The organism is Streptomyces sp. TRD_SC_5, assembly GCF_056836825.1.
The window spans coordinates 6631270-6648903 of sequence record NZ_JBWZZS010000001.1 but is presented as its reverse complement, the minus strand read 5'-3'; the positions used below and the strand labels follow the sequence as shown (position 1 = coordinate 6648903).

The following is a 17634-nucleotide window of genomic DNA, read 5'->3' as shown; positions in this document are numbered from 1 at the left end:
CGCACCCGCACCCGCACCCCGGACGGCTGGAATCATGTCACCATCCGCTCTCTCCGTAGGTCGTCGTGAAGCTGGTGCCCGCGCCCCCGTCGAAGCCGGTCACCAGGGTGACGCCACCGCCGACGGTGTATACGGGATCACCGTCGCTGTTGACCACCCACGGATTGCTCCAGTCGCTCGGCAACGAGAACTCGTCCTGTGCGTTCACCGCCCGGCCGTACAGGCCGTGCACACCCAGCAGCGGGCCGACCGCCACGTCGCCTCCCACGCCCGCGCCGGCGAGCTGGTTGAAGCTGTCGGCGTTGCTCCACACGACGTCGAGGCTGGCGGACGCGCCGGTGCCGACGGCCGGACCATGGCTCTCGGTGAAGCCCATGTCGTAGTCGCCGTTGCTGGTCTGGACGACCATGAAGCAGCCTTGTTCCGCGTAGCCGACGTACATCGCTCCGCCGATTCCCGCGCAGATACCGGTGCTGCCACCGTCGCTGCCGCCCTGGGTGAAGCCGGTCAGCAGCGTGTGGGTCACGCCGCCGACGAAGTTCTCCCACACCGGGATGGGCTTGGGCGCCGGCGCCGGGGCCTCCTCCGCCACCTCCTCCGTGTCCGTGGACGGTGTGTCGTCGGTACCCAGCTGCCAGGAGTTGCCCCATTCGCCCGGACCGGACGGCGTCTCGCTCCCGTGGTCCATCCGGGGGCAGGTGAAGCTGTTGTAGCCGAAGCAGTCCGGCTCGTGGCCGTCGAGCTCCACCCGGCTGACCGGGTTGCCGCCGGTGAAGGCGTAGCGGTTGCCGGTCACCGGGTCGGCGCCGAGCCGCATGTCGGCGAGGGCGCCGTTGTACGTGTCCCGGGTGGTGAAGCGGTTGAGCTCCGGACTGTAGTCGCGGAAGCCCATGTCGTACGTGCCCGAGGAGACGTCCCACCGCTTGGCGTTGTAACGGTACGGGTTGAAAGCGTCCTTGGCCGGGTCGTCCGGGTCGGGCTTGTCGCGACCGGTGAACTCGCCCGCCTCGTCCTTGCCGTAGCCCGTGTACCCGTAGGTTGCCGAGGCGTCACCGGCCGTCGTGGTGACGGTCTCCACATCGCCGCGCGGGTTGTAGCCGTACACGCCCAGTTCCTCGGTGGCTCCGGGGTTCTTGAGCTGGGAGAGCCGCTCGCCCCACGGCGAGTACTGGTACGAGGCCGTGACCGCGCCCGCGACCTCCTCGCTCAGCACTTCGGCCGACAGGCCGAGGTAGTTGAACGTGGTGGTCTTGCCGCCGCCGGTCTTGGTGGTCGTCCGGTCGAACGGGTCGAAGGCGTACTGCGTGACCGACTGGCCGCCGCCGCTGGTGAGCCTGGACGTCTCGACCACGTGGTCGAAGCCGTCGTAGGTGTTGCGCTCCACGACCTTGCCGCCGCCGGTGACCGTCTCCAGCCGGCCGAAGGCGTCGTAGTTGTAGCTCGCCACCGCGCCGGAGACCGTCGCCGACAGGAGCCGGTTGCGGTCGTAGTTGAAGGTGGACGACACCCCCTTGACCGTCTGCGCGACGACGTTGGCGTTGTCGTCGTGGACATACGCCTCGGTGGACGCGTACGCGCCGGTCTTGGTGACCTTCGCGATGCGGTCCGCGGGGTCGTAGGTGTAGGCGGCGGTGACGTCGATGTACGTCGACGCCGCGTCCGCGCTCATCTTCCGGCCGGTGTCCTGTGCCGGGTTGCCGTTGGCGTCGTAGCTCAGGGTGTGCTCGGAGACGAGCGTGCCGTTCGCCTTCTTCTCGGTCCGCGCCTTTTCGGATCCGTCGAGGAAGTAGGTGTGGCCGACGGTGTTTCCGTTGGCCTTGGTCTCCTTCAGCTTCTGGGTACGGGCGGTGTACGTGTACGAGCTGACCTTCGGGGAACTGTCGGTCGCGGACGTGCCGACCGACACCGACGCGACGAGATCGCGCAGGTCGTAGGTGTACCGGGAGAACTGGTCGGGGTGCGTGACCGTCTCCGGCAGGCCGTTGCGGTCGTAGGTGAAGGAGGTGGCCTTCTTCTCCTGCCCGGCCACCGACTCGCTGACCTTCTGGACCTGGTTGAGACCCGAGTAGGCGACCGCGTAGGTGTCGACCCGGGCACCGGGTGAGGTGTCGTCGATCGACGTCAGGTTGGCGTTGGCGTCGTAGCCGTACGTGAAGTCGTTCTTCTCGGTGTCGGTGTCGCCGGAGGTGTTCCGGACGAGCTTGACGCCGTCTGCGACGACCGCGCCGCCGCTGTTCTGGAACAGCTGGAGCTTCGCGGTGCCGCTCTGGGTGAAGGCGTACGAGCCGAGCGGGACCCAGGTGCCGTCCCCGGTGTTCTGGTCGATCGCCTTGTCCGTGGTGCCGTCGGCGTGCGTGAGCGTGTACTTCGCGGTCGTGGCCGCGCCGGTGACCTTCGGGTACTTCACGTACGCGGTGTACGTGCCGTCCTTCGGGATGTTCAGCGACCAGGTGAAGGCGTCCGTGCCGGAGCCGGCGGCGTGCGCCTGGTGGTCGTAGCCGTGCTGGCCGGTGGCGCTGTCCTTCGTCCAAGTGCCGGTCGCGTCGGTGTTCTGCGTGTCGGAGTTGTCGACGAGCACCACCGCGCTGCCGACGGGCACGCCGTCGTCCGACCGGGACTTGAGCTTGCCGTCGGGGAAGTACGACCACGTCATGGTGCGGTTCGAGGAGCCGCCCGCCGAGGTGAGGGTGCGCGTGGTCTGCTTGCCCAGCTCGTTGTAGTCGTAGCCGGTGACGATGGCCCACGGGTCGGTGGACGACTCGACCCAGCCGTTGTCGAAGTACGCGTACGTGGTGTCGTTGCGGACCGTCTGTCCCTCGGACGGCGGCGCCGACACGGTCTTCACCCGGCCGACCTCGTCGTACGTCGTCTCGGTCCAGACCTTCTTGTTGTACCGGGCGTCCGCCGGGTCGTACGGCTGGATCTGCCGCTTCGCCCGGTTCAGCGCGTCGTAAGTGGTCTCCGCGGTGAAGTCGTCAGCGGCGGCGGTGTCCGTACCACGCGGGCTGATCAACTTGGTGGTGTTGCCGGCCTGGTCGTACTCGTACCGTGTGGTGCGGAACGTGGTCCCCTCGTAAGGGACCTTGACCTCCTTCTTCTTCCCGCGTTCGTCGTGGGCGACGGTCGTGGTGTTGTTCTCGGCGTCCGTCGTGGAGACGACCAGGGAGTCCTTGTCGTAGGACCGCTCGGTGGTCTTGCCGGCCGCGTCGGTGACCGTCGTGACCCGGTGGTTCAGGTCGTAGGCGGTCTTGGTGGTGAAGTCGGTGGTGTCGGCGGTCGCGTTCTTCTTCGGGTCGACGACCGTGACGAGGTTGCCGACGTTGTCGTAGGCGTAGGACAGCTTGTGCCCGGCCGCGTTGACGACGGACGTCAGCTGGTTGACGGCGTCGTACGTGCGGGTGGTGCGGTAGTCGGACGGGTCGCCCGTGGTGAGCGTTCCCTTGGGTTCGGTGGTTCCGGTGAGGTTGCCGGCCTTGTCGTACGTGTAGCGGGTCCGGCGCTCGTCCGAGGTGGTGGTGTCCTTCGGCGCCGTGGCCGACATGACCTGGTCGACCGCGTCGTAGACGGCGGTGGACACGGCTCCGTTCGGCGCCGTCGACGTGACGATGTTGTCGTTGGCGTCGTAGACCGGGGCGGGCGTGGTGATGAGTTCGCCCTGGTCCTGCTTCTTGGGGACGGTCCGCGCCAACGTACGGCCGTAGACGTCATACGCCTGGGTGGTCTTCTTGCCCAGCGCGTCCGTCACCTGGAGGACCTTGCCGCGTTCGTCGTAGACGAACGAGGTCGGCTTGTCCAGCGCGTCCGTGATCGTTGCGGGGAAGCCGGTCGGGCCGAAGCCGTCGTTCTTCGTCGGGTTGCCGTTGGCGTCGACGGCCCTGGTCAGCTGACCGTGGCCGTCGTACTCGTACCGCGACGTGTAGTCGTCCGGCACGCTGGTGGTCGCGACGCCCTTCGGGTCGGTCACCGTGGTCAGGTTGCCGAAGTCGTCGTATCCGAACCGCCAGCGGCGGCCCTCGGGCGAGGTCTTCGTCTCGATGTCCGCGGAGAAGCCGTCGAGGCGCTGCTTGTACGTGTAGACGGCGGCGTCGGCCGGGGCGGCGCCGGGGGCGCAGTCACCGGCGGCGGGAACACCGGCCTTGTTGTGTTCGGCGTCACGCTGCCAGAGCGGGTAACCGGTCTTCGGGTCGTAGCAGTACGCGGTCCTGGCCCCGTTGGCCTCTTCGAGGTAGGTGACGTTGTTGTCCGCGTCCCAGGCCAACTTGGTGGTCTCGGACTTGGCGTTGGTGCTCTGGACCGGACGTCCGAAGTCGTCCGTCACATGGTCGGTGGCGTGGTTCTCCGCGTCGGTGACCTTGGTGGCCGTGAATTTCGGGTTGCCGGTGTCCGGCTTGTACGCGAAGCCGGTGGCACCCTGCAGACGGTCGGTGATCGTCTGTGTCCACCAGTGGTACTTCGGGTCGTCGCCCTCCTTCGGGTAGTAGTAGGCCAGGCTCGTGGCGTTGCCGCGCGGGTCGGTGGCCTTGACGAGCTTGACGTTCTTGTTGCCCTGGGTGGCGTCGTACTCGAAGGCGAACACCTTGGGCTGGGTCGAGCCGGCGCCGTCCGTCAGCTTGGTGAGCAGTCCCTTGTCGGAGTACTCGAAGGTCAGCTTGCGGCCCGCGATGTCGGTCATCGACTTGACGTGGTCAATGATCTTCGGGCTGCTGGTGTCGGCCTTGGTGTAGTACTCGATCGTGAGCGACTGACGGCCGGCCGGGTCGGTGGTGTACTTGAGGAACTTGGTCGGCTTGTTGTTGGACTTGCGCTCCTCGTACGTGTACGTCTGGGCGTTGCCGTTCTTGTCGACGACCGAGGTCATGTAGCCGTCGCAGCCGAACAGGAACCGGGTGCCGTCGGGACGGGTCATCGTCCACGCGTCCGGGATCGGGTCCTTCAGCGGGGTGCAGTCCAGCCCCGGCTTCACGGCCAGCTTGTAGTGCACACCCGCCGGGGCCTTCCAGGTGCCGTCCGGCTGCTTCCTGAAGACGTGGGTCGTGCCGTCGCCGTCCGGGAGCTTGATCTCGGTCGGGTTCGGGTTCGGGTGGAAGTCCAGGGGCGCGCCGAGCCGCGTCGGTCCGGAGACCTGCGCGGACCACCCGTGGCCGAGGACCGTGTCGGAGGTGTCGAGGGTGTTGTACGAGAACCGGGCGAACGTGTTCAGTCCGCGTCCCGGGTTGCTGAACGCGTTGTACGACCAGACACTGTTGCCCGCCGCCGTGTTGTTCATGACGGTCGAGCCGGCGCCGGTGTTCTTGCCCGTGTAGGAGTAGAACTTCTCCATGCCGAGCTGGTTGGAGGTCGGGTCCTCGACGGCGACGTTCTGCTTCAGGCCGGGTGTGCCCGTGGTGCCCGAGGCCCACGTACCCGCCGTCTTGTTGTACACGTCCCAGGTCAGGACATAGTCGGTGCGCTTGTTGCCCGAGGCGGCGTTGATCGGGGTCTTCACCTGCGCCTGGAGGGTGACGGAGTCACCGGGCGCCACGTTGCCCGGCAGCGCCGTCTGGATCTGGTTGCCGCCGTTGGTGACGTCGGTGCCGTCCGGCAGGGCCCACTTGTAGCTGAGAACCTGGTCGGCAGCGGTCCACGTCGACGTGGTGGTGTTGGTGAGGGTGAAGTCGCGGGTGTAGGTGGTGTTCGGAGTCATCCGCGCCGGTGTCTGCGGGGCGTAGTACGTCGACTCGGTCGTGGAGTCGATGTAGGTGACCACGATCTTCGGGTGGAGACGGGACTCGGCGCCCTCGGAGGAGAGGAACAGGGTCCGTTCCTGCTGGGCGGCCTCGTCGGCCATCTTGACGACCACGCCCTTCTGGGAGGACGGGGTGGTCACCCAGGACTGCGCGAGCGAGGTGATGCTCCAGTCGTGGCGGGCCGGGTCGTTGGTCTTGGCCCCGGTGTCGGCCGCCACGGGACCGAAGTCGCCGCCCGCCGCCGTCCAGTTCGTGGTCGCGTTCGCCTTGACCCAGGTCGCGGTGGCCTCGTCGAAGTCACGCGTCAGCGGGCGCAGCTCGTAGATCGCGCCGACGGTGTCCTGTGCGGTCTGCGTGCTCCACAGCCGGACCTTCGCGTCCAGGACCCGGGCCGTGGCGGGGATGCCGAGGGCCGGAAATTTCAGCAGTCCGCGGGTGTCGCCGTAGGTGGCGGAGTTGTTGCCGACGCTCAGCCAGTTCTTCGGACCGCCGTCGTCGATCGTGTCGTGCGTGAGCGTGGTCCGCGCCGAGGACAGGGTGGTGTCCTGCGTGGCGGTGAGCACCTTCGTGGTCCGGCCCGCCTTCGGCAGCCGCACCAGCTGCGTCGGCGCCCCGACGACCTGCCCGTCCTTCGTCTTCACCGAGACCATGTAGTAGTACGCGCGCCCGAACGGATCGGGGTCGTCCGCCTTCGTCGGCACCGCCGTGGTGTCGGTGAACGCCGTCGTGCCCGGCGCGACCGGGGAGACGAGGGTGGCGGCGGAGGGGGTGAAGGTCTGGTTGATGGAGCGGTGCACCTGGTACTCGACCAGGTCGTCACCCGTTGCGGTCGATGGATCGTCGTACGCGGCCCAGTCCAGCTCCGCGCCCGTGTCGTGGATCGTGGTCGGCGCCGCGAGGTCCACGCCCTGGCGGCCGAAGGTCAGCACCAGGCGGGGGTAGTTGGCCGCCTCGCCGCCGTACCCGAACTCGCTGCCCTCGTAACGCGGGCCGCCCTTGGGACCGGTCGCGCTCTCGTCGCCGGCCTTGATCACGAATCCGTTGTTGGAGTGGGCGCCGTCGATCCAGGACTGGACGGTCTTGGTCACCGGGAACGAATGCCAGGTGTTCAGCTCGCCCGGCTTCTTGGTGACCACTCCGCCCTTGGTGAACCGGACCGCGTCGGCGATCACCGACGTGGTCGTCGACGCCGGACCGTCACCGAGGACGGTCTTGCCCAGCGTGCCCGCCTTGAACGGGTGGGAGCCCAGCGTCTTCCACACCCCGGCCGAACCGGCCTGCTGGTTGACCGTGTACGCCTTCGACCCGCCGTCGTAGGTGACGGTGTACGGGGCGCTCGTCGCACGGTCCGAGGCCGGGACGTAGTGTGCGTCGACCTGGTACGTGCCGTCCTCGGGAAGGTTCGGCTGCCAGGTGTACGTGTCACCCGCGGCCGAGTCCTTGTTGTACAGGTAGTCCTGGTTCACCGCGTGCTGCGTGTACGCCGTGTTCCCGGACGCCGGCCAGGCGCCGACCGCGGCCGTCCGTCCGGCGTCGCCGTCGTCCACCACGACCGCCGTACCCGACAGCTCACCGGTGAACGTGTTGGCGCTGTTCCACGTCGCCTGTTCCTCGGACCACGCCTGCGTGGCCCGGTGCGCCTCCAGCTGTACCTCGGTGTCACCCGCGGTGTGCGTCTGGTCGAAGTACAGCTTCAGATCGGCCGAGTCCAGCTTGGTTCCGGCAGGGACGCCGGTCAGCGGGAACTTCAGCAGCGCACGGGACGCACCCGTGGAGGTGTTGCCCACCGACAGACGCCAGTTGTCGTTGTAATTCGAACCCGGACCGTCCGATGAGATCATCACGTCCTGCGCTGTGGCCGGCGTCGGAGCGATGGCGATGGTCGGATCGATCGTGACCGGGTACTGCCGCTCCGGCGCCTCCAGCCACTTCGCGTCCGGAGTGACGGTCAGCTTCCAGCCCTTGCCCGCCTTGGTGAGCTTCTGCTCGACCGCCGAGCTGTAGCCCGTCCCGTACGCGGAGGCGGCGTCCTTCTTCGCGTCCGTCATGAATGCCGCTGGGATCACCAGGACGGGATCCGCGCCCTCGCCGAAGAACGAGACCGACCCGCCCTTGCCTGCCTTCGGCGTCAGCCCACCGGCGTCGAGCGTGAACGTGAACGACACCGGCCCGGAAGGCCGGCTGTCCAGGACGATGTTCTCCTTCACCCGGCCCGGACCGACCTCGTACGACAGGTCCGCGCCCGGTACTGCGTCCTTGTAGGTCACCGTGTTGCCCCTGGCCACCGGGGCGAGCTTCCCCGCACCCTTCAGGCCCAGGGTCACGACGTGATCGTCGCCCGCCTCGAAGCGCAACAGCCGGTCCGCGTCGGCGCCGAACCAACTGCGTGTGGTGTTGGATGAGTTGGTGAACTCGAAGTCACCGCCACCGGTCGGGGTGACCGTCGGGTCGATGTCCTTCCACGACTTACCCGACCGGTACGCCGTCGGTGTCGCCGACACCTCGGCCTGCACCCGGCCGTCGGACAGCTTCCAGTAACGGGCGTTCGCCGTACGACTGCCCTTCAGCTCCGCGACACGCTTCGCCTTCCCGGCCGCCTTGCCCTTCGGCAGCTTTTCCCGGCTCGGCAGCGCCGGAGTTCCGCCGGTAGTCGGTCCCTCGGTCTGGGTCTCGGCCTCTTCCCCGTCGTCCGAGAACCAGCCCTTGAAGCTATCAACAATCCCCTTGTCGCCGCCTTCCGAAACCTCTGCGGCATAAGCAACTTGTGGCAACATGGTGCTCGCCAACGCGGACACCGCGAGGCAGGAGACGAATCTCCCGTATCTCACTTTCAAGCCCATCCCTTTCGTTGTCCCCCCATCCCGCGCACGGGAAAGCGGGCACGCTGATGCGGCCGGCCAGAAACGCTTCCGTTCCAACTCGACTCGGCCTGGCGGGCGGGATTATTGGCCGTAGAGATAACGGCCTGTCAACTGTGCAGACATTTCGGGCTGGTCGCACGTGAAAGCCGGAGAGGTTACGCCCCCATTCGTCCACTCACTCGCCCGGCGACGACGTCATGGTGTATAAAACCGCCCGGTTTCGAATTCAGCGCATTCACCGGAGGACCTCCATGACCGCCACGGGCATGCCCGAGAACGCCGAAAGCCCCGACGAAAGTCCAGAACCCGAGCCTTCGGCGCCCAAGGCGGACTCCGAGAGACATGACCGGCGAGGCATCGCGATTGGCCTCGCACTGCTGCTCGCCTGCGGTTCTCTCGTCGGCTACGGCGTCCTCAACTCCGAGGAGAAGATTGAGCCCCGCTCCGCACCCACCGCCGAGGTGACGTACGAAGTACTCGGCGAGGGCACCGCCGACATCTCCTACCTCGGGACCGGCGAAAGCGACAAGGCGGACGTCACCAAGAACGCCCGACTGCCCTGGAAGAAGACGGTGCACGTGCCCCCGGGCAAGCCTCCGATCGTCAGTGTCACCCTCGGCGAGAAGGGCGGCCAAGCCAGCTGCACCCTCGCCGTCCGCGGCAATCACGTCCAACGCTCCACCGCTTCCGGCCAGTTCGGCCGCGCCACATGCAGTGCTGAACCACCCACCCCCGAAGCTCTTGAAGGAGCCCAGTGATACCGCGCCTTTTCCGTCGTGCGGTGAGAACTGCCGTGGCAACCATGGTCGTTATCGCGACCGTCGGCCTCACCGCCCCAGCACCGGCAGCTGAACGCTCGATCCCGGAGAACTCAGCCGCGGACGGAGTGCACAGCATCGCCCTGCGCGGCACCGACCCCGCACAGCGGGCGCTGTCCGCCCGCCGCACCACGCCGTTCAGCATGCTCGGCGTCACCTGGACCGACCCCCACGCCCAGCTCGGCGGCACCGCCCAGGTCCGCACCCGGGACAGCGTCACCGGCGCCTGGTCCCACTGGCGTGAACTCGACCTCGACGTACGGACACCCGAGGTGGGGCCCGACAGCGATGACGCGGGAGTGCGCGCCGGTACCCAGCCGCTGTGGACCGGGCCGTCCGACGGCGTACAGGTCCGGGTGACCGGGCAGCACGGCGACAGGTCGCGGCTGCCGGACGGGCTGCGCGTGGAGCTGGTGGAACCGGACAGGGCCGGGGCGACCGCGGCCTCTGCCGCGGTGAGCACGGCCCCGCAGCCCGCTGTCACCCCTCGCTCCGGCTGGAATGCCGACGAGTCGCTGGTGAAGGACCCGCCGACGTACACGACCGACACCAAGGTGGTGTTCGCCCACCACACGGCCGGCACCAACGACTACACCTGCGACCAGTCCCCGGACATCATCCGCGCGATCTTCCTGTACCACGTCCAGGGCCAGGGCTGGAACGACATCGGCTACCACTTCCTCGTCGACAAGTGCGGCACAGTCTTCGAGGGCCGCGCCGGCGGCATCGACAAGCCCGTCCTCGGGGCGCAGACCTACGGCTTCAACACCGACACCTCCGGCGTCGCCGTCCTCGGCAACTACAACGACGCCATCTCCACGCCCGCCGTGCAGGAGGCAGTCGGCTCCGTCGCCGCCTGGAAGCTCGGACTGTACGGATACGACGCCGCCGGCACTGTCGTCCTCACCGCGGCCGCCGACAACGGCAAGTACACCAAGGGCCAGAAGGTCACCCTGAACCGGATCTCCGGCCACCGCGACGGCTACCCGACCGAATGCCCCGGCAACAACCTGTACGCCGACCTGCCGGCCATCCGCACGCTCGCCTCGGCGCCGGCGGCAAACGGCACGTGACTGAGGGGCTGCAACAGCCCTTGTGGCGCACACGAATCCCGATCAGAACGTGATCGCACCATTGGAGAAGGATATGCGCAGTATGAAGAACACGTCGGCGCGCGCCAAGATGAGCGCCGCCGTCATCGCGATCGCCGCAGGCGCCGGGCTGCTGGCCACCGCCACGCCGGCTCACGCCGCCGAGTACAAGGTCACGAGCAACTGCTCCGTTCCCTGGATCAACTGCTCCTCAGGCGACCTCTGGCTGCTGTACAACTCCAAGGAGTACGCCATCAAGGACGGCAGGTACGTCACCAGTTGGTCCTCGTTCTACGGGAACGTGCACGACTACTACGGGACCAGCCAATACCAGGGTTCGACCCTGACGACGTACCGCTACGTCTTCAACGGCAACGGCAACGGCGCGTGGCAGTACATGAAGAACAACGCGGCCTCGGTGGAGAACTGCTCCGGAACCGACAACTACCGCGTGTACTACAACTCGGGCTACAGCGGCACCTCACAGTATTTCGCCCACCGCGAGCCCTACGGCGACTGCAATCTCACCAACCTGATCTCGGCACTCAAGAACGAGAACGCATCGCAGCACTTCGCCTGAGCCACCGCTGTCGCCACCGCCACCGCTATCGCTATCGCTATCGCAGACAGGAAACATCACCATGAACTGGAACAAGCGCACTGCCGCTGCTGCGGCCGTGGCAGCGGCAACCGCCTTGATCACCGGATGCGGCGCAGGCACCGCGACCGACACTGCCGGTACCACGCCGGTGGCGGAGAACAAGCCGATGGTGGACAAGGAGAACTGGCCCGAGGCGACTCCCGAGCGGGGCCTGGCCAAGGGCCTGACTCTGCCGCTGGAGGCCTACATGCAGACCTACCAGGACACCGTGACCCTGGACCAGGCGTCGCGGAAGCTCCAAGAGAAGTGCATGGCCGATTACGGCTTCTCCATAGAACTGCCGCTCGCCGGTACGACTCCGCCGCCGAACGACAACGATGCGAACATGGAGCGCCGATACGGGCTCACCGACCGACAGGCCGCTGCCCAGTACGGCTACGGCCTGCCCGAGGCGCTGACCGACCAGGCGCGGCAGAAGATGCCCGAGCTGACCGACGTACAGGTTCAGGTGCTGACCGGGCACTCCAGGCCCAGCGCACCGACCGCGCCCGGTGCGGCTCTGGCCGCCGAACCCGCCCCCGAGTCCTACAAGGGCAAGGAGATCCACAAGGGAGGCTGCTCCGGGTGGGCGAAGGACAAGCTGAAGCAGCCCACGTCCGAGGACCTGGTGTTCGTCTCCGAACTGAACGGAAACAGCTTTACCGAGTCCCTGCAAAACCCGGCCGTGAAGCAGGCCCTGGCCGACTGGTCGCGGTGCATGAAGACCGAAGGCTACACAGCTGCCACCCCGTTCGAGGCGACGGAGATCGCGCCGCACGCGGAAGGCGGGGCGGCATCGCAGGAGGAGATCGCCGTCGCGCTGGCGGAGATCGACTGCAAGGAGAAGACAGATCTGGTCGCGGTCTGGTTCGCCGAGGAGTCGAAGATCCAGAAGGCGCAGATCGCCGAGCACCAGGTCAAGCTGAACGGCACCCGTACGCGTAACAGCAGCGCGGTGACTGCGGCCAACGCGCAAATGGCCGGGTGATGCCGAGCGCGGGGCGCATCCTGGGCGCCGTGGCAGTAGGGGTGGTGGTCGTCGGTACTGCCGTGTTCGGCGGAGTGTCGCTGGCGACAAGCGCCAACGAGGATCTTGCGCGTGGTTTCCCGCCGCAACCGTCCGCATCCGACCCCACCGTGGGGCTCATCACGGGCACCGTCACTACGGAGGAGAGGAAGCGGCTCGGCACACAGGTCGCGGCCTCGACGGACGGAAGTGCGACGGTGTATGCGCCGCTGCGGGAAGGGGACATGGTCACTCTTCCCGTCATCCTCACCAACCCGTCCGATACGCCCCGCGTCGTTCAGGCGCCCATTCAGGTCCATGCAAGCCCGTACGGGCAGCAAGTGAGCCTCTATCAGGGTGTCGTCGACAGCGGCGGCCCCCTGGCCCCTCACGCGACCCTGTTGACCGAGATCAGCGTCCAGGGCGCGCACAGTCTCCGGCTGAGTGATCTGGCGGTGGAGATCCGCCCGGTCAGCCAGGGCTGAGCGGGGCATTCACCCAACCTGAGGAAGGGCGCGAAGAGACGAGCAGGCTGCTTGGGTGCCCGCCCGGTGACGAAGTCCGTCGTGCGTCTTCGGGCCGCCCCTGGGGGTCGCGGTCGTGCGCTCCTACCGGCTGACGCCTCATCACGCGCACGGCGAGCAGGCGCGTTGGCGGACGGGATGAACACGGAGGAGAGCGTGGAAGGGCCCGATCGACAGAACGGCGTACGGTGTTCAGCCGATTCACCGGCTGTTCTCCTCTGCGGTGCGGTCCCGGGCTGCCGAACCGAAGCCGCGCCACCGCTCGTCATACCCCAGGAGACCGTCTTGGCCGAGAAGATGCCGGAGCGCGTTGCCGTGCTGTCCGTTCTGCCGTACGCCGTCATGGCGGTCGTCACCGTGATCGACGTCGTCGCGGGCCCCTCGGTGGGTTTCCTTCCTCTGGTGTCTCTCGGGCCCCGCTTTCGCCGGACTGGTCGGCGGCTGGCGGCGTACGGCGCTGATCGGTGGACTCGCACTGGTCGTGTGTGCGGCGCTCGGGATGTACGACGGGCTGTTCGACGGGCGGCGCGGCTACACCGCACTCGCGTCGGTGGCCGGGGTAACAGCCGCCGGACTACTGGCCGCTGCCATGCGACAGCGACGGGAAGCAGAACTGACAAGCGTCCGCTCGATCGCGGAAGTCGCGCAACGCGTCCTGCTGCGGCCGGTGCCACGCAGCGCCGGCCATCTGCGCGTGGCCGTCTCGTACACCTCAGCGGTCACCGAGGCCGCATCGGCGGAGACCTCTACGCAGTCGTCGCCACACCGGGCCGCGTCCGGGTGATCGTGGGCGATGTGCAGGGCAAAGGACTGGAGGCGGTAGAGACAGCGGCCCTCGTGCTGGGCACCTTCCGCGAAGCCGCGCACGACGAGGCGGACCTGCGAAGTGTCGGCGCACGGGTCCAGCGGGTCACCGAGCGGGAACTGCAGGGCGAGAAGTTCGTCACCGCCGTGCTGGCCGAGATCAGCGACGACCGCAGCGTGACACTGCTCAACTTCAACCACCCCGCACCCCTGTTCGTACGCACCGACGGCACAGCACCGCGCTTCGTCGAACCACCCGCCTACGCACTCCCCCTCGGCCTCGGCATCCACAGCAGCGAAGGACCACAACCCTACGAAGCCGACTTCACACCCGGAGACCAACTGCTGCTGTACACCGACGGCGTCACAGAGGCGCGAAACCACGCCAACCAGTTCTACCCCCTCGACGAACGAACCTCCCTGCTCAAAGATCCCGGCCCCGACAAGGCTCTAGAAGCGATGCGCAGCGACTTGGTCAAGCACGTCGAAGGGCCGCTCCACGACGACGCGGCCATGCTCCTCCTCCGCCACCACGCGCTGTGACCCGGACTCGGTCGTCACGGAGCAAGGGGTAGGGGCCCGAGAACGGCCTGAGCACGATAAGAATGAGAAATGGCCGAGAATGCGCAGCGCCCGCAAAGCTTGGACGACGTCGACGCGGTTACCCATGCGGTACTGACGGCGTCCCGGCTGCTCGTCGCCGTATCCGCACGCTCGCTGGCTGCCATCGAGGACCGCGTAACGCTGCCTCAGTTCCGCCTGCTGGTGGTGCTGTCCACCCACGGCTCGGCCAAGCTGGTGGTGCTGGCCAACCGCCTCGGTGTCAATCCTTCGACCGCCATGCGCATGATCGACCGACTGATCGCGGCCGGCCTTGCCGACCGTCAGACCAACCCCGACAACCGGCGTGAGACCGTCCTGCAGTTGACCCGTGAGGGGCGCAGGCTCGTCGATGAGGTCACCGCCAGGCGCCGACAGGAGATCGCGTCGATCGTCGAGCGGCTCGCCCCCGAACAGCGCTCCTCCCTCATCGGCGCGCTGACCGCGTTCACCGAGGCGGGGGGAGAACCGGCCGTGGCGGCCGGGGACGGACACCTGTATCCGGTGGGCTGGTCGCATACGGCTCCGCGGTAGTGGGTCGTTCGTATCGGCAAATGCCCTGGCGGGAGGCGGAGGTCCCCGGCATGTCGGTCAGGTGACGTGGACCCAGGTGGCCTGGGACGGGGTGCCGTGTTCGTCGGTGACGAAGAGCATGTGCCATCCGGCGGGTACCAGCGCCGGGCCTTGTCGGCGAAAAGAGGGTCGGAACCGAAAACTGCCACGCGGCCGTCCGGCAGAAGCAGCGCCTCGGTGTGGTAATTGCGCCCCACCGTGGGAGCCGCCGCCGGGATGAACTTGTCCTTTCTGGAATCGTAGAACTGGGCCGCCAGGATGTCGCTCTGACCACGACCGCGGTAGTCGCGGCTGCCTCCGGTGGTGAAGGCCGTGTCGTCCTGCATGATCACACTGTTCAGGTACCGCGTCGGCCGGGGCAGACGAGGGCCGGGCTCGAACGCGGGCAGCGCGTCATCCAGATCGATGAGGGATGTACGGGACGTGGCCTTCGGCGACTCGCCGACACCTCCGCCGCCGAGGACCATGACCTTCTGGTCCTGCGCGGGCGGCAGCAGCACGGACGGCATGGGGCCACTTCCCAGTGCCCGCGCTTCGCCTTGTACTCCGGCGTATTGATCTCGTACGCGTGATACCGCTGCTGCGCGAAGCCCACCACGGCGGGCGCGTTGAGCGCGGCAAGCCCAGCCCTGCTACACCGCCCACCCATGCCCTACGTCCTTTCAGGCTGCTGCGGCGCTTCATGAGGGGCCTCCAGGCATTGGAGCGAGTGGTGGGCTTTGCCATCCACAGCTGCCTCAAGCCGACGGCGTCCTGGGCGCGACACACATTTGCGCTATGCAACGTTCCGCCGTCCGGGGGTACTGTCTCGCGTCGTCGCACCCTGTTCGCCGCCCGTCAACCGGGACGTCGTGCTGCAGAACGACGCCTGGTCGCAGAGGGCCACGGCAACTGTCGCTGCGTGGCGGTCGTAGCAGTTCATGTCTCGGCTCGCCGGGTCCGGGTACCCGCCCCGACGCAGAGGCACGTCATCGGAGCGACACCGGCAGGAGCAAACATGAGTGACGCCGTACCGACCCAGGGCAGGCCGATCATCGTGGGAGTCGATGACGGGCCCGGCCAGGATTACATGGTGCATTTCGCAGCCGGCCAGGCTGCCCGCCGCCGACGCCCCCTGCGCGTTGTTCACGCTGTTCAGCTGCCCCTTCCCGGCGGCTCGCACGCGGACGATGAGGAAAGCGGCTCCGCCGCGAAGGCTGCGGCGAACCTCGTGCGGCGGTACGAGGAGCTCGTAGGGGCCGATTTCCCCGAGGTCACTTGCGCGGGCGAGCTTGCCTTTGGGCATGCCCCGCAGGCACTGATCGAACGCTCCAAGGATGCCGAGATGATCGTGATCGGCCATCGCGGCAGCGGCGGCTTCGCACGGCTGCCCCTCGGCTCGGTCAGCTGGCAGGTCGCCACACACGCCGAGTGCCCCGTGGTCGTGGTCCGTCCCGGGGTGACCGGAGAGGAGCCCCAGGAGAATCGCGTCGTGGTCGGCGTGGACACGGACGAGGTCTCTCTTGATGCGTTGGACTTCGCGTACATGGAGGCTGACCTGCGCGGGGCTGGTCTGGAGTTGGTCCATGGTGCCTACAACCCCGGGATGGTCCCCACCGGCCCGATCGGTATGGTGCCGCCGGACTTCGCGGCCATGGACCGCGGTGCCCGGGAATTTCTCGAAAAGGAGATCTCCCGGCGGCGTGCCCTGTACCCCGCGGTACAGGCCGATCTGCGCATCGAGCACACCCGCCCCGCGACACTTCTGGCCGAAGCCTCGCGCAACGCCTCCCTGCTGGTCGTCGGCTCCCGCGGCCGCACCGGCTTGCGCAGGCTGCTCCTCGGATCGGTGAGCGCCGAAGCCCTGCACACGGCTTATTGCCCCGTTGCCGTGATTCCGGCCCCGGACCACCACTGAGTCGACCACGCCCCGCGTGACGGGAGCGCGCGGCGCTCTCGGACAGCGTGTACGTCGTAGCGGGTGAATTCCCGCAGCCCTTGCCTAGGCTTTCCGGGCGAGCAGTTGAACCTCCTGGAACTGCCGCCGGTCGGTGGGCCGAGGCTCGCGAACCATCCGGGCCACCTCGGCCAACCCGGACTTGCGCAGCATCGCGGCGAGGTGATCAGGCCACCACCGATAGGCCGGCGCGACTGTGTGATCGAAGACCTGCGTCGGGTGAGACGGATCATCGCTTGCCGAAAAGCCGATCAGAAGGTGGCCGCCGGGTGCCAGCACACGATGGAACTCCGCCAGGATGACGGGGAGTTCCCGCGGCGGAGTGTGGATGATGGACCAACGTGAGAGTACGCCGCCCAGCACGCCGTCAGCGATGTTCAACGCGGCCATCGAGCCCACGTCGAACCGCAGGCCCGGACAGGCCTGTCGAGCCAGCTTGATCATCGCAGGAGAGGCATCAACACCAAACGCCGCCAGCCCCAACTCGTCCAGATAAGCGGTGATATGACCAGGCCCACACCCCAGGTCCGCGACCTGACCGTCCCCACTCGCACGTACGATCTCGGCGAACGCACCCAAGATCGCGCGGTCCAGGGGAAGGTCACGCAGCGTGTCGCGGAACAGCTGCGCATAGGTGGGGGCAGCAGCGTCGTAAGCCTCGCGGGTGGCACTGAGGGCATCGTGTTCGACCATGCCCGCGACAGTAGTTCCTGGCGCTGAGGCGAGCCGAGCGAATCACGATCTTCCCTCCCGCCTGTTCGCCGGGGTTGTCGCCCGTTCGGAGAAGGCCGTTGTTCACATCTCACGCGGGCAGGCGGCAGCAGATCAACCGGCCTGCCCATCACGGCGACGAAGAGCGGGAGCGCGGTCGGCGCCGGGACGCACGTTCACGAACAGCCCCGCTCGTTGGGTGCTCGCGTGCACCCCATCGCCTCTTGCGTCTCGTCGGCGCTCGTGGAGGCATCGTTCAGCGCGTCTTCCTGCAGGGTGTCCACCACGTCTTCGTCACGGCCCATGCCCCTTGCAACAGCCCACGTTTCGATGAGCCCAGAGGT

At 67.6% G+C, this 17634-nt stretch carries 10 protein-coding genes and 2 pseudogenes; 8 read left to right on the top strand and 4 right to left on the bottom strand.

Annotation, left to right across the window (positions count from 1 at the left end):
* Positions 1 to 37: 37 nt before the first annotated feature.
* Complete coding sequence (locus AC1P0E_RS30405; protein ID WP_482745300.1) at positions 38 to 8500, bottom strand: golvesin C-terminal-like domain-containing protein; 8463 nt, start codon at positions 8498 to 8500, stop codon at positions 38 to 40.
* A gap of 338 nt (positions 8501 to 8838) precedes the next feature.
* Between AC1P0E_RS30405 and AC1P0E_RS30400 the strand changes: the two genes are divergently transcribed.
* From AC1P0E_RS30400 to AC1P0E_RS30370, 7 genes and pseudogenes are all read left to right on the top strand, one after another.
* Complete coding sequence (locus AC1P0E_RS30400) at positions 8839 to 9345, top strand: hypothetical protein (RefSeq protein ID WP_482745299.1); 507 nt, start codon at positions 8839 to 8841, stop codon at positions 9343 to 9345.
* 44 nt (positions 9346 to 9389) lie between these two features.
* Entirely contained in the window at positions 9390 to 10478 is a 1089-nt protein-coding gene (locus AC1P0E_RS30395) for a peptidoglycan recognition protein family protein (RefSeq protein WP_482745298.1), read from the top strand.
* A 73-nt stretch (positions 10479 to 10551) separates the two neighbouring features.
* Positions 10552 to 11076, top strand: a complete 525-nt coding sequence (locus tag AC1P0E_RS30390) for a hypothetical protein (protein WP_482745297.1) — start codon at positions 10552 to 10554, stop codon at positions 11074 to 11076.
* 61 nt (positions 11077 to 11137) lie between these two features.
* Entirely contained in the window at positions 11138 to 12124 is a 987-nt protein-coding gene (locus AC1P0E_RS30385; protein WP_482745296.1) for a hypothetical protein, read from the top strand.
* A gap of 29 nt (positions 12125 to 12153) precedes the next feature.
* On the top strand, positions 12154 to 12627 hold the full coding sequence (locus tag AC1P0E_RS30380; protein ID WP_482745295.1) for a hypothetical protein: 474 nt from the start codon (positions 12154 to 12156) through the stop codon (positions 12625 to 12627).
* Positions 12628 to 12963: 336 nt separating this feature from the next.
* Positions 12964 to 14013 (top strand): annotated as a pseudogene (locus AC1P0E_RS30375) (PP2C family protein-serine/threonine phosphatase).
* A gap of 69 nt (positions 14014 to 14082) precedes the next feature.
* Positions 14083 to 14604 carry a MarR family winged helix-turn-helix transcriptional regulator gene (locus AC1P0E_RS30370; protein ID WP_482745294.1) on the top strand — a complete coding sequence of 174 codons (522 nt, stop codon included), beginning with the start codon at positions 14083 to 14085 and terminating at the stop codon, positions 14602 to 14604.
* Positions 14605 to 14661: 57 nt separating this feature from the next.
* Here the strand turns inward: AC1P0E_RS30370 and AC1P0E_RS30365 are convergent, their stop codons facing one another.
* Together AC1P0E_RS30365 and AC1P0E_RS30360 are read right to left on the bottom strand one after the other, a co-directional pair.
* The gene (locus AC1P0E_RS30365; protein ID WP_482745960.1) at positions 14662 to 14724 is read right to left on the bottom strand and encodes a hypothetical protein; all 63 of its coding nucleotides are present in this window, start codon (positions 14722 to 14724) and stop codon (positions 14662 to 14664) included.
* 29 nt (positions 14725 to 14753) lie between these two features.
* Positions 14754 to 15146, bottom strand: a pseudogene (locus AC1P0E_RS30360) (radical copper oxidase GlxA); the annotation flags it as partial.
* A 494-nt stretch (positions 15147 to 15640) separates the two neighbouring features.
* Here AC1P0E_RS30360 and AC1P0E_RS30355 point away from each other — a divergent pair.
* A complete protein-coding gene (locus AC1P0E_RS30355; RefSeq protein WP_482745293.1) occupies positions 15641 to 16540 on the top strand; it encodes a universal stress protein in 900 nt (299 codons plus the stop codon).
* 84 nt (positions 16541 to 16624) lie between these two features.
* On the opposite strand, the gene AC1P0E_RS30350 is transcribed toward AC1P0E_RS30355, so the two are convergent.
* Positions 16625 to 17272: a class I SAM-dependent methyltransferase gene (locus tag AC1P0E_RS30350; protein ID WP_482745292.1), complete on the bottom strand. Its 648-nt coding sequence runs from the start codon at positions 17270 to 17272 to the stop codon at positions 16625 to 16627.
* Positions 17273 to 17634: the final 362 nt, after the last annotated feature.

Excerpts from the sequence above, each read along its gene's own strand:
- AC1P0E_RS30385 (WP_482745296.1), top strand. The coding sequence starts at position 11,138 with ATGAACTGGAACAAGCGCACTGCCGCTGCTGCGGCCGTGGCAGCGGCA.
- AC1P0E_RS30405 (WP_482745300.1), bottom strand. The coding sequence starts at position 8,500 with ATGTTGCCACAAGTTGCTTATGCCGCAGAGGTTTCGGAAGGCGGCGAC.
- AC1P0E_RS30395 (WP_482745298.1), top strand. The coding sequence starts at position 9,390 with ATGGTCGTTATCGCGACCGTCGGCCTCACCGCCCCAGCACCGGCAGCT.
- AC1P0E_RS30350 (WP_482745292.1), bottom strand. The coding sequence starts at position 17,272 with ATGGTCGAACACGATGCCCTCAGTGCCACCCGCGAGGCTTACGACGCT.
- AC1P0E_RS30355 (WP_482745293.1), top strand. The coding sequence starts at position 15,641 with ATGAGTGACGCCGTACCGACCCAGGGCAGGCCGATCATCGTGGGAGTC.
- AC1P0E_RS30400 (WP_482745299.1), top strand. The coding sequence starts at position 8,839 with ATGACCGCCACGGGCATGCCCGAGAACGCCGAAAGCCCCGACGAAAGT.
- AC1P0E_RS30390 (WP_482745297.1), top strand. The coding sequence starts at position 10,552 with ATGCGCAGTATGAAGAACACGTCGGCGCGCGCCAAGATGAGCGCCGCC.
- AC1P0E_RS30370 (WP_482745294.1), top strand. The coding sequence starts at position 14,083 with ATGGCCGAGAATGCGCAGCGCCCGCAAAGCTTGGACGACGTCGACGCG.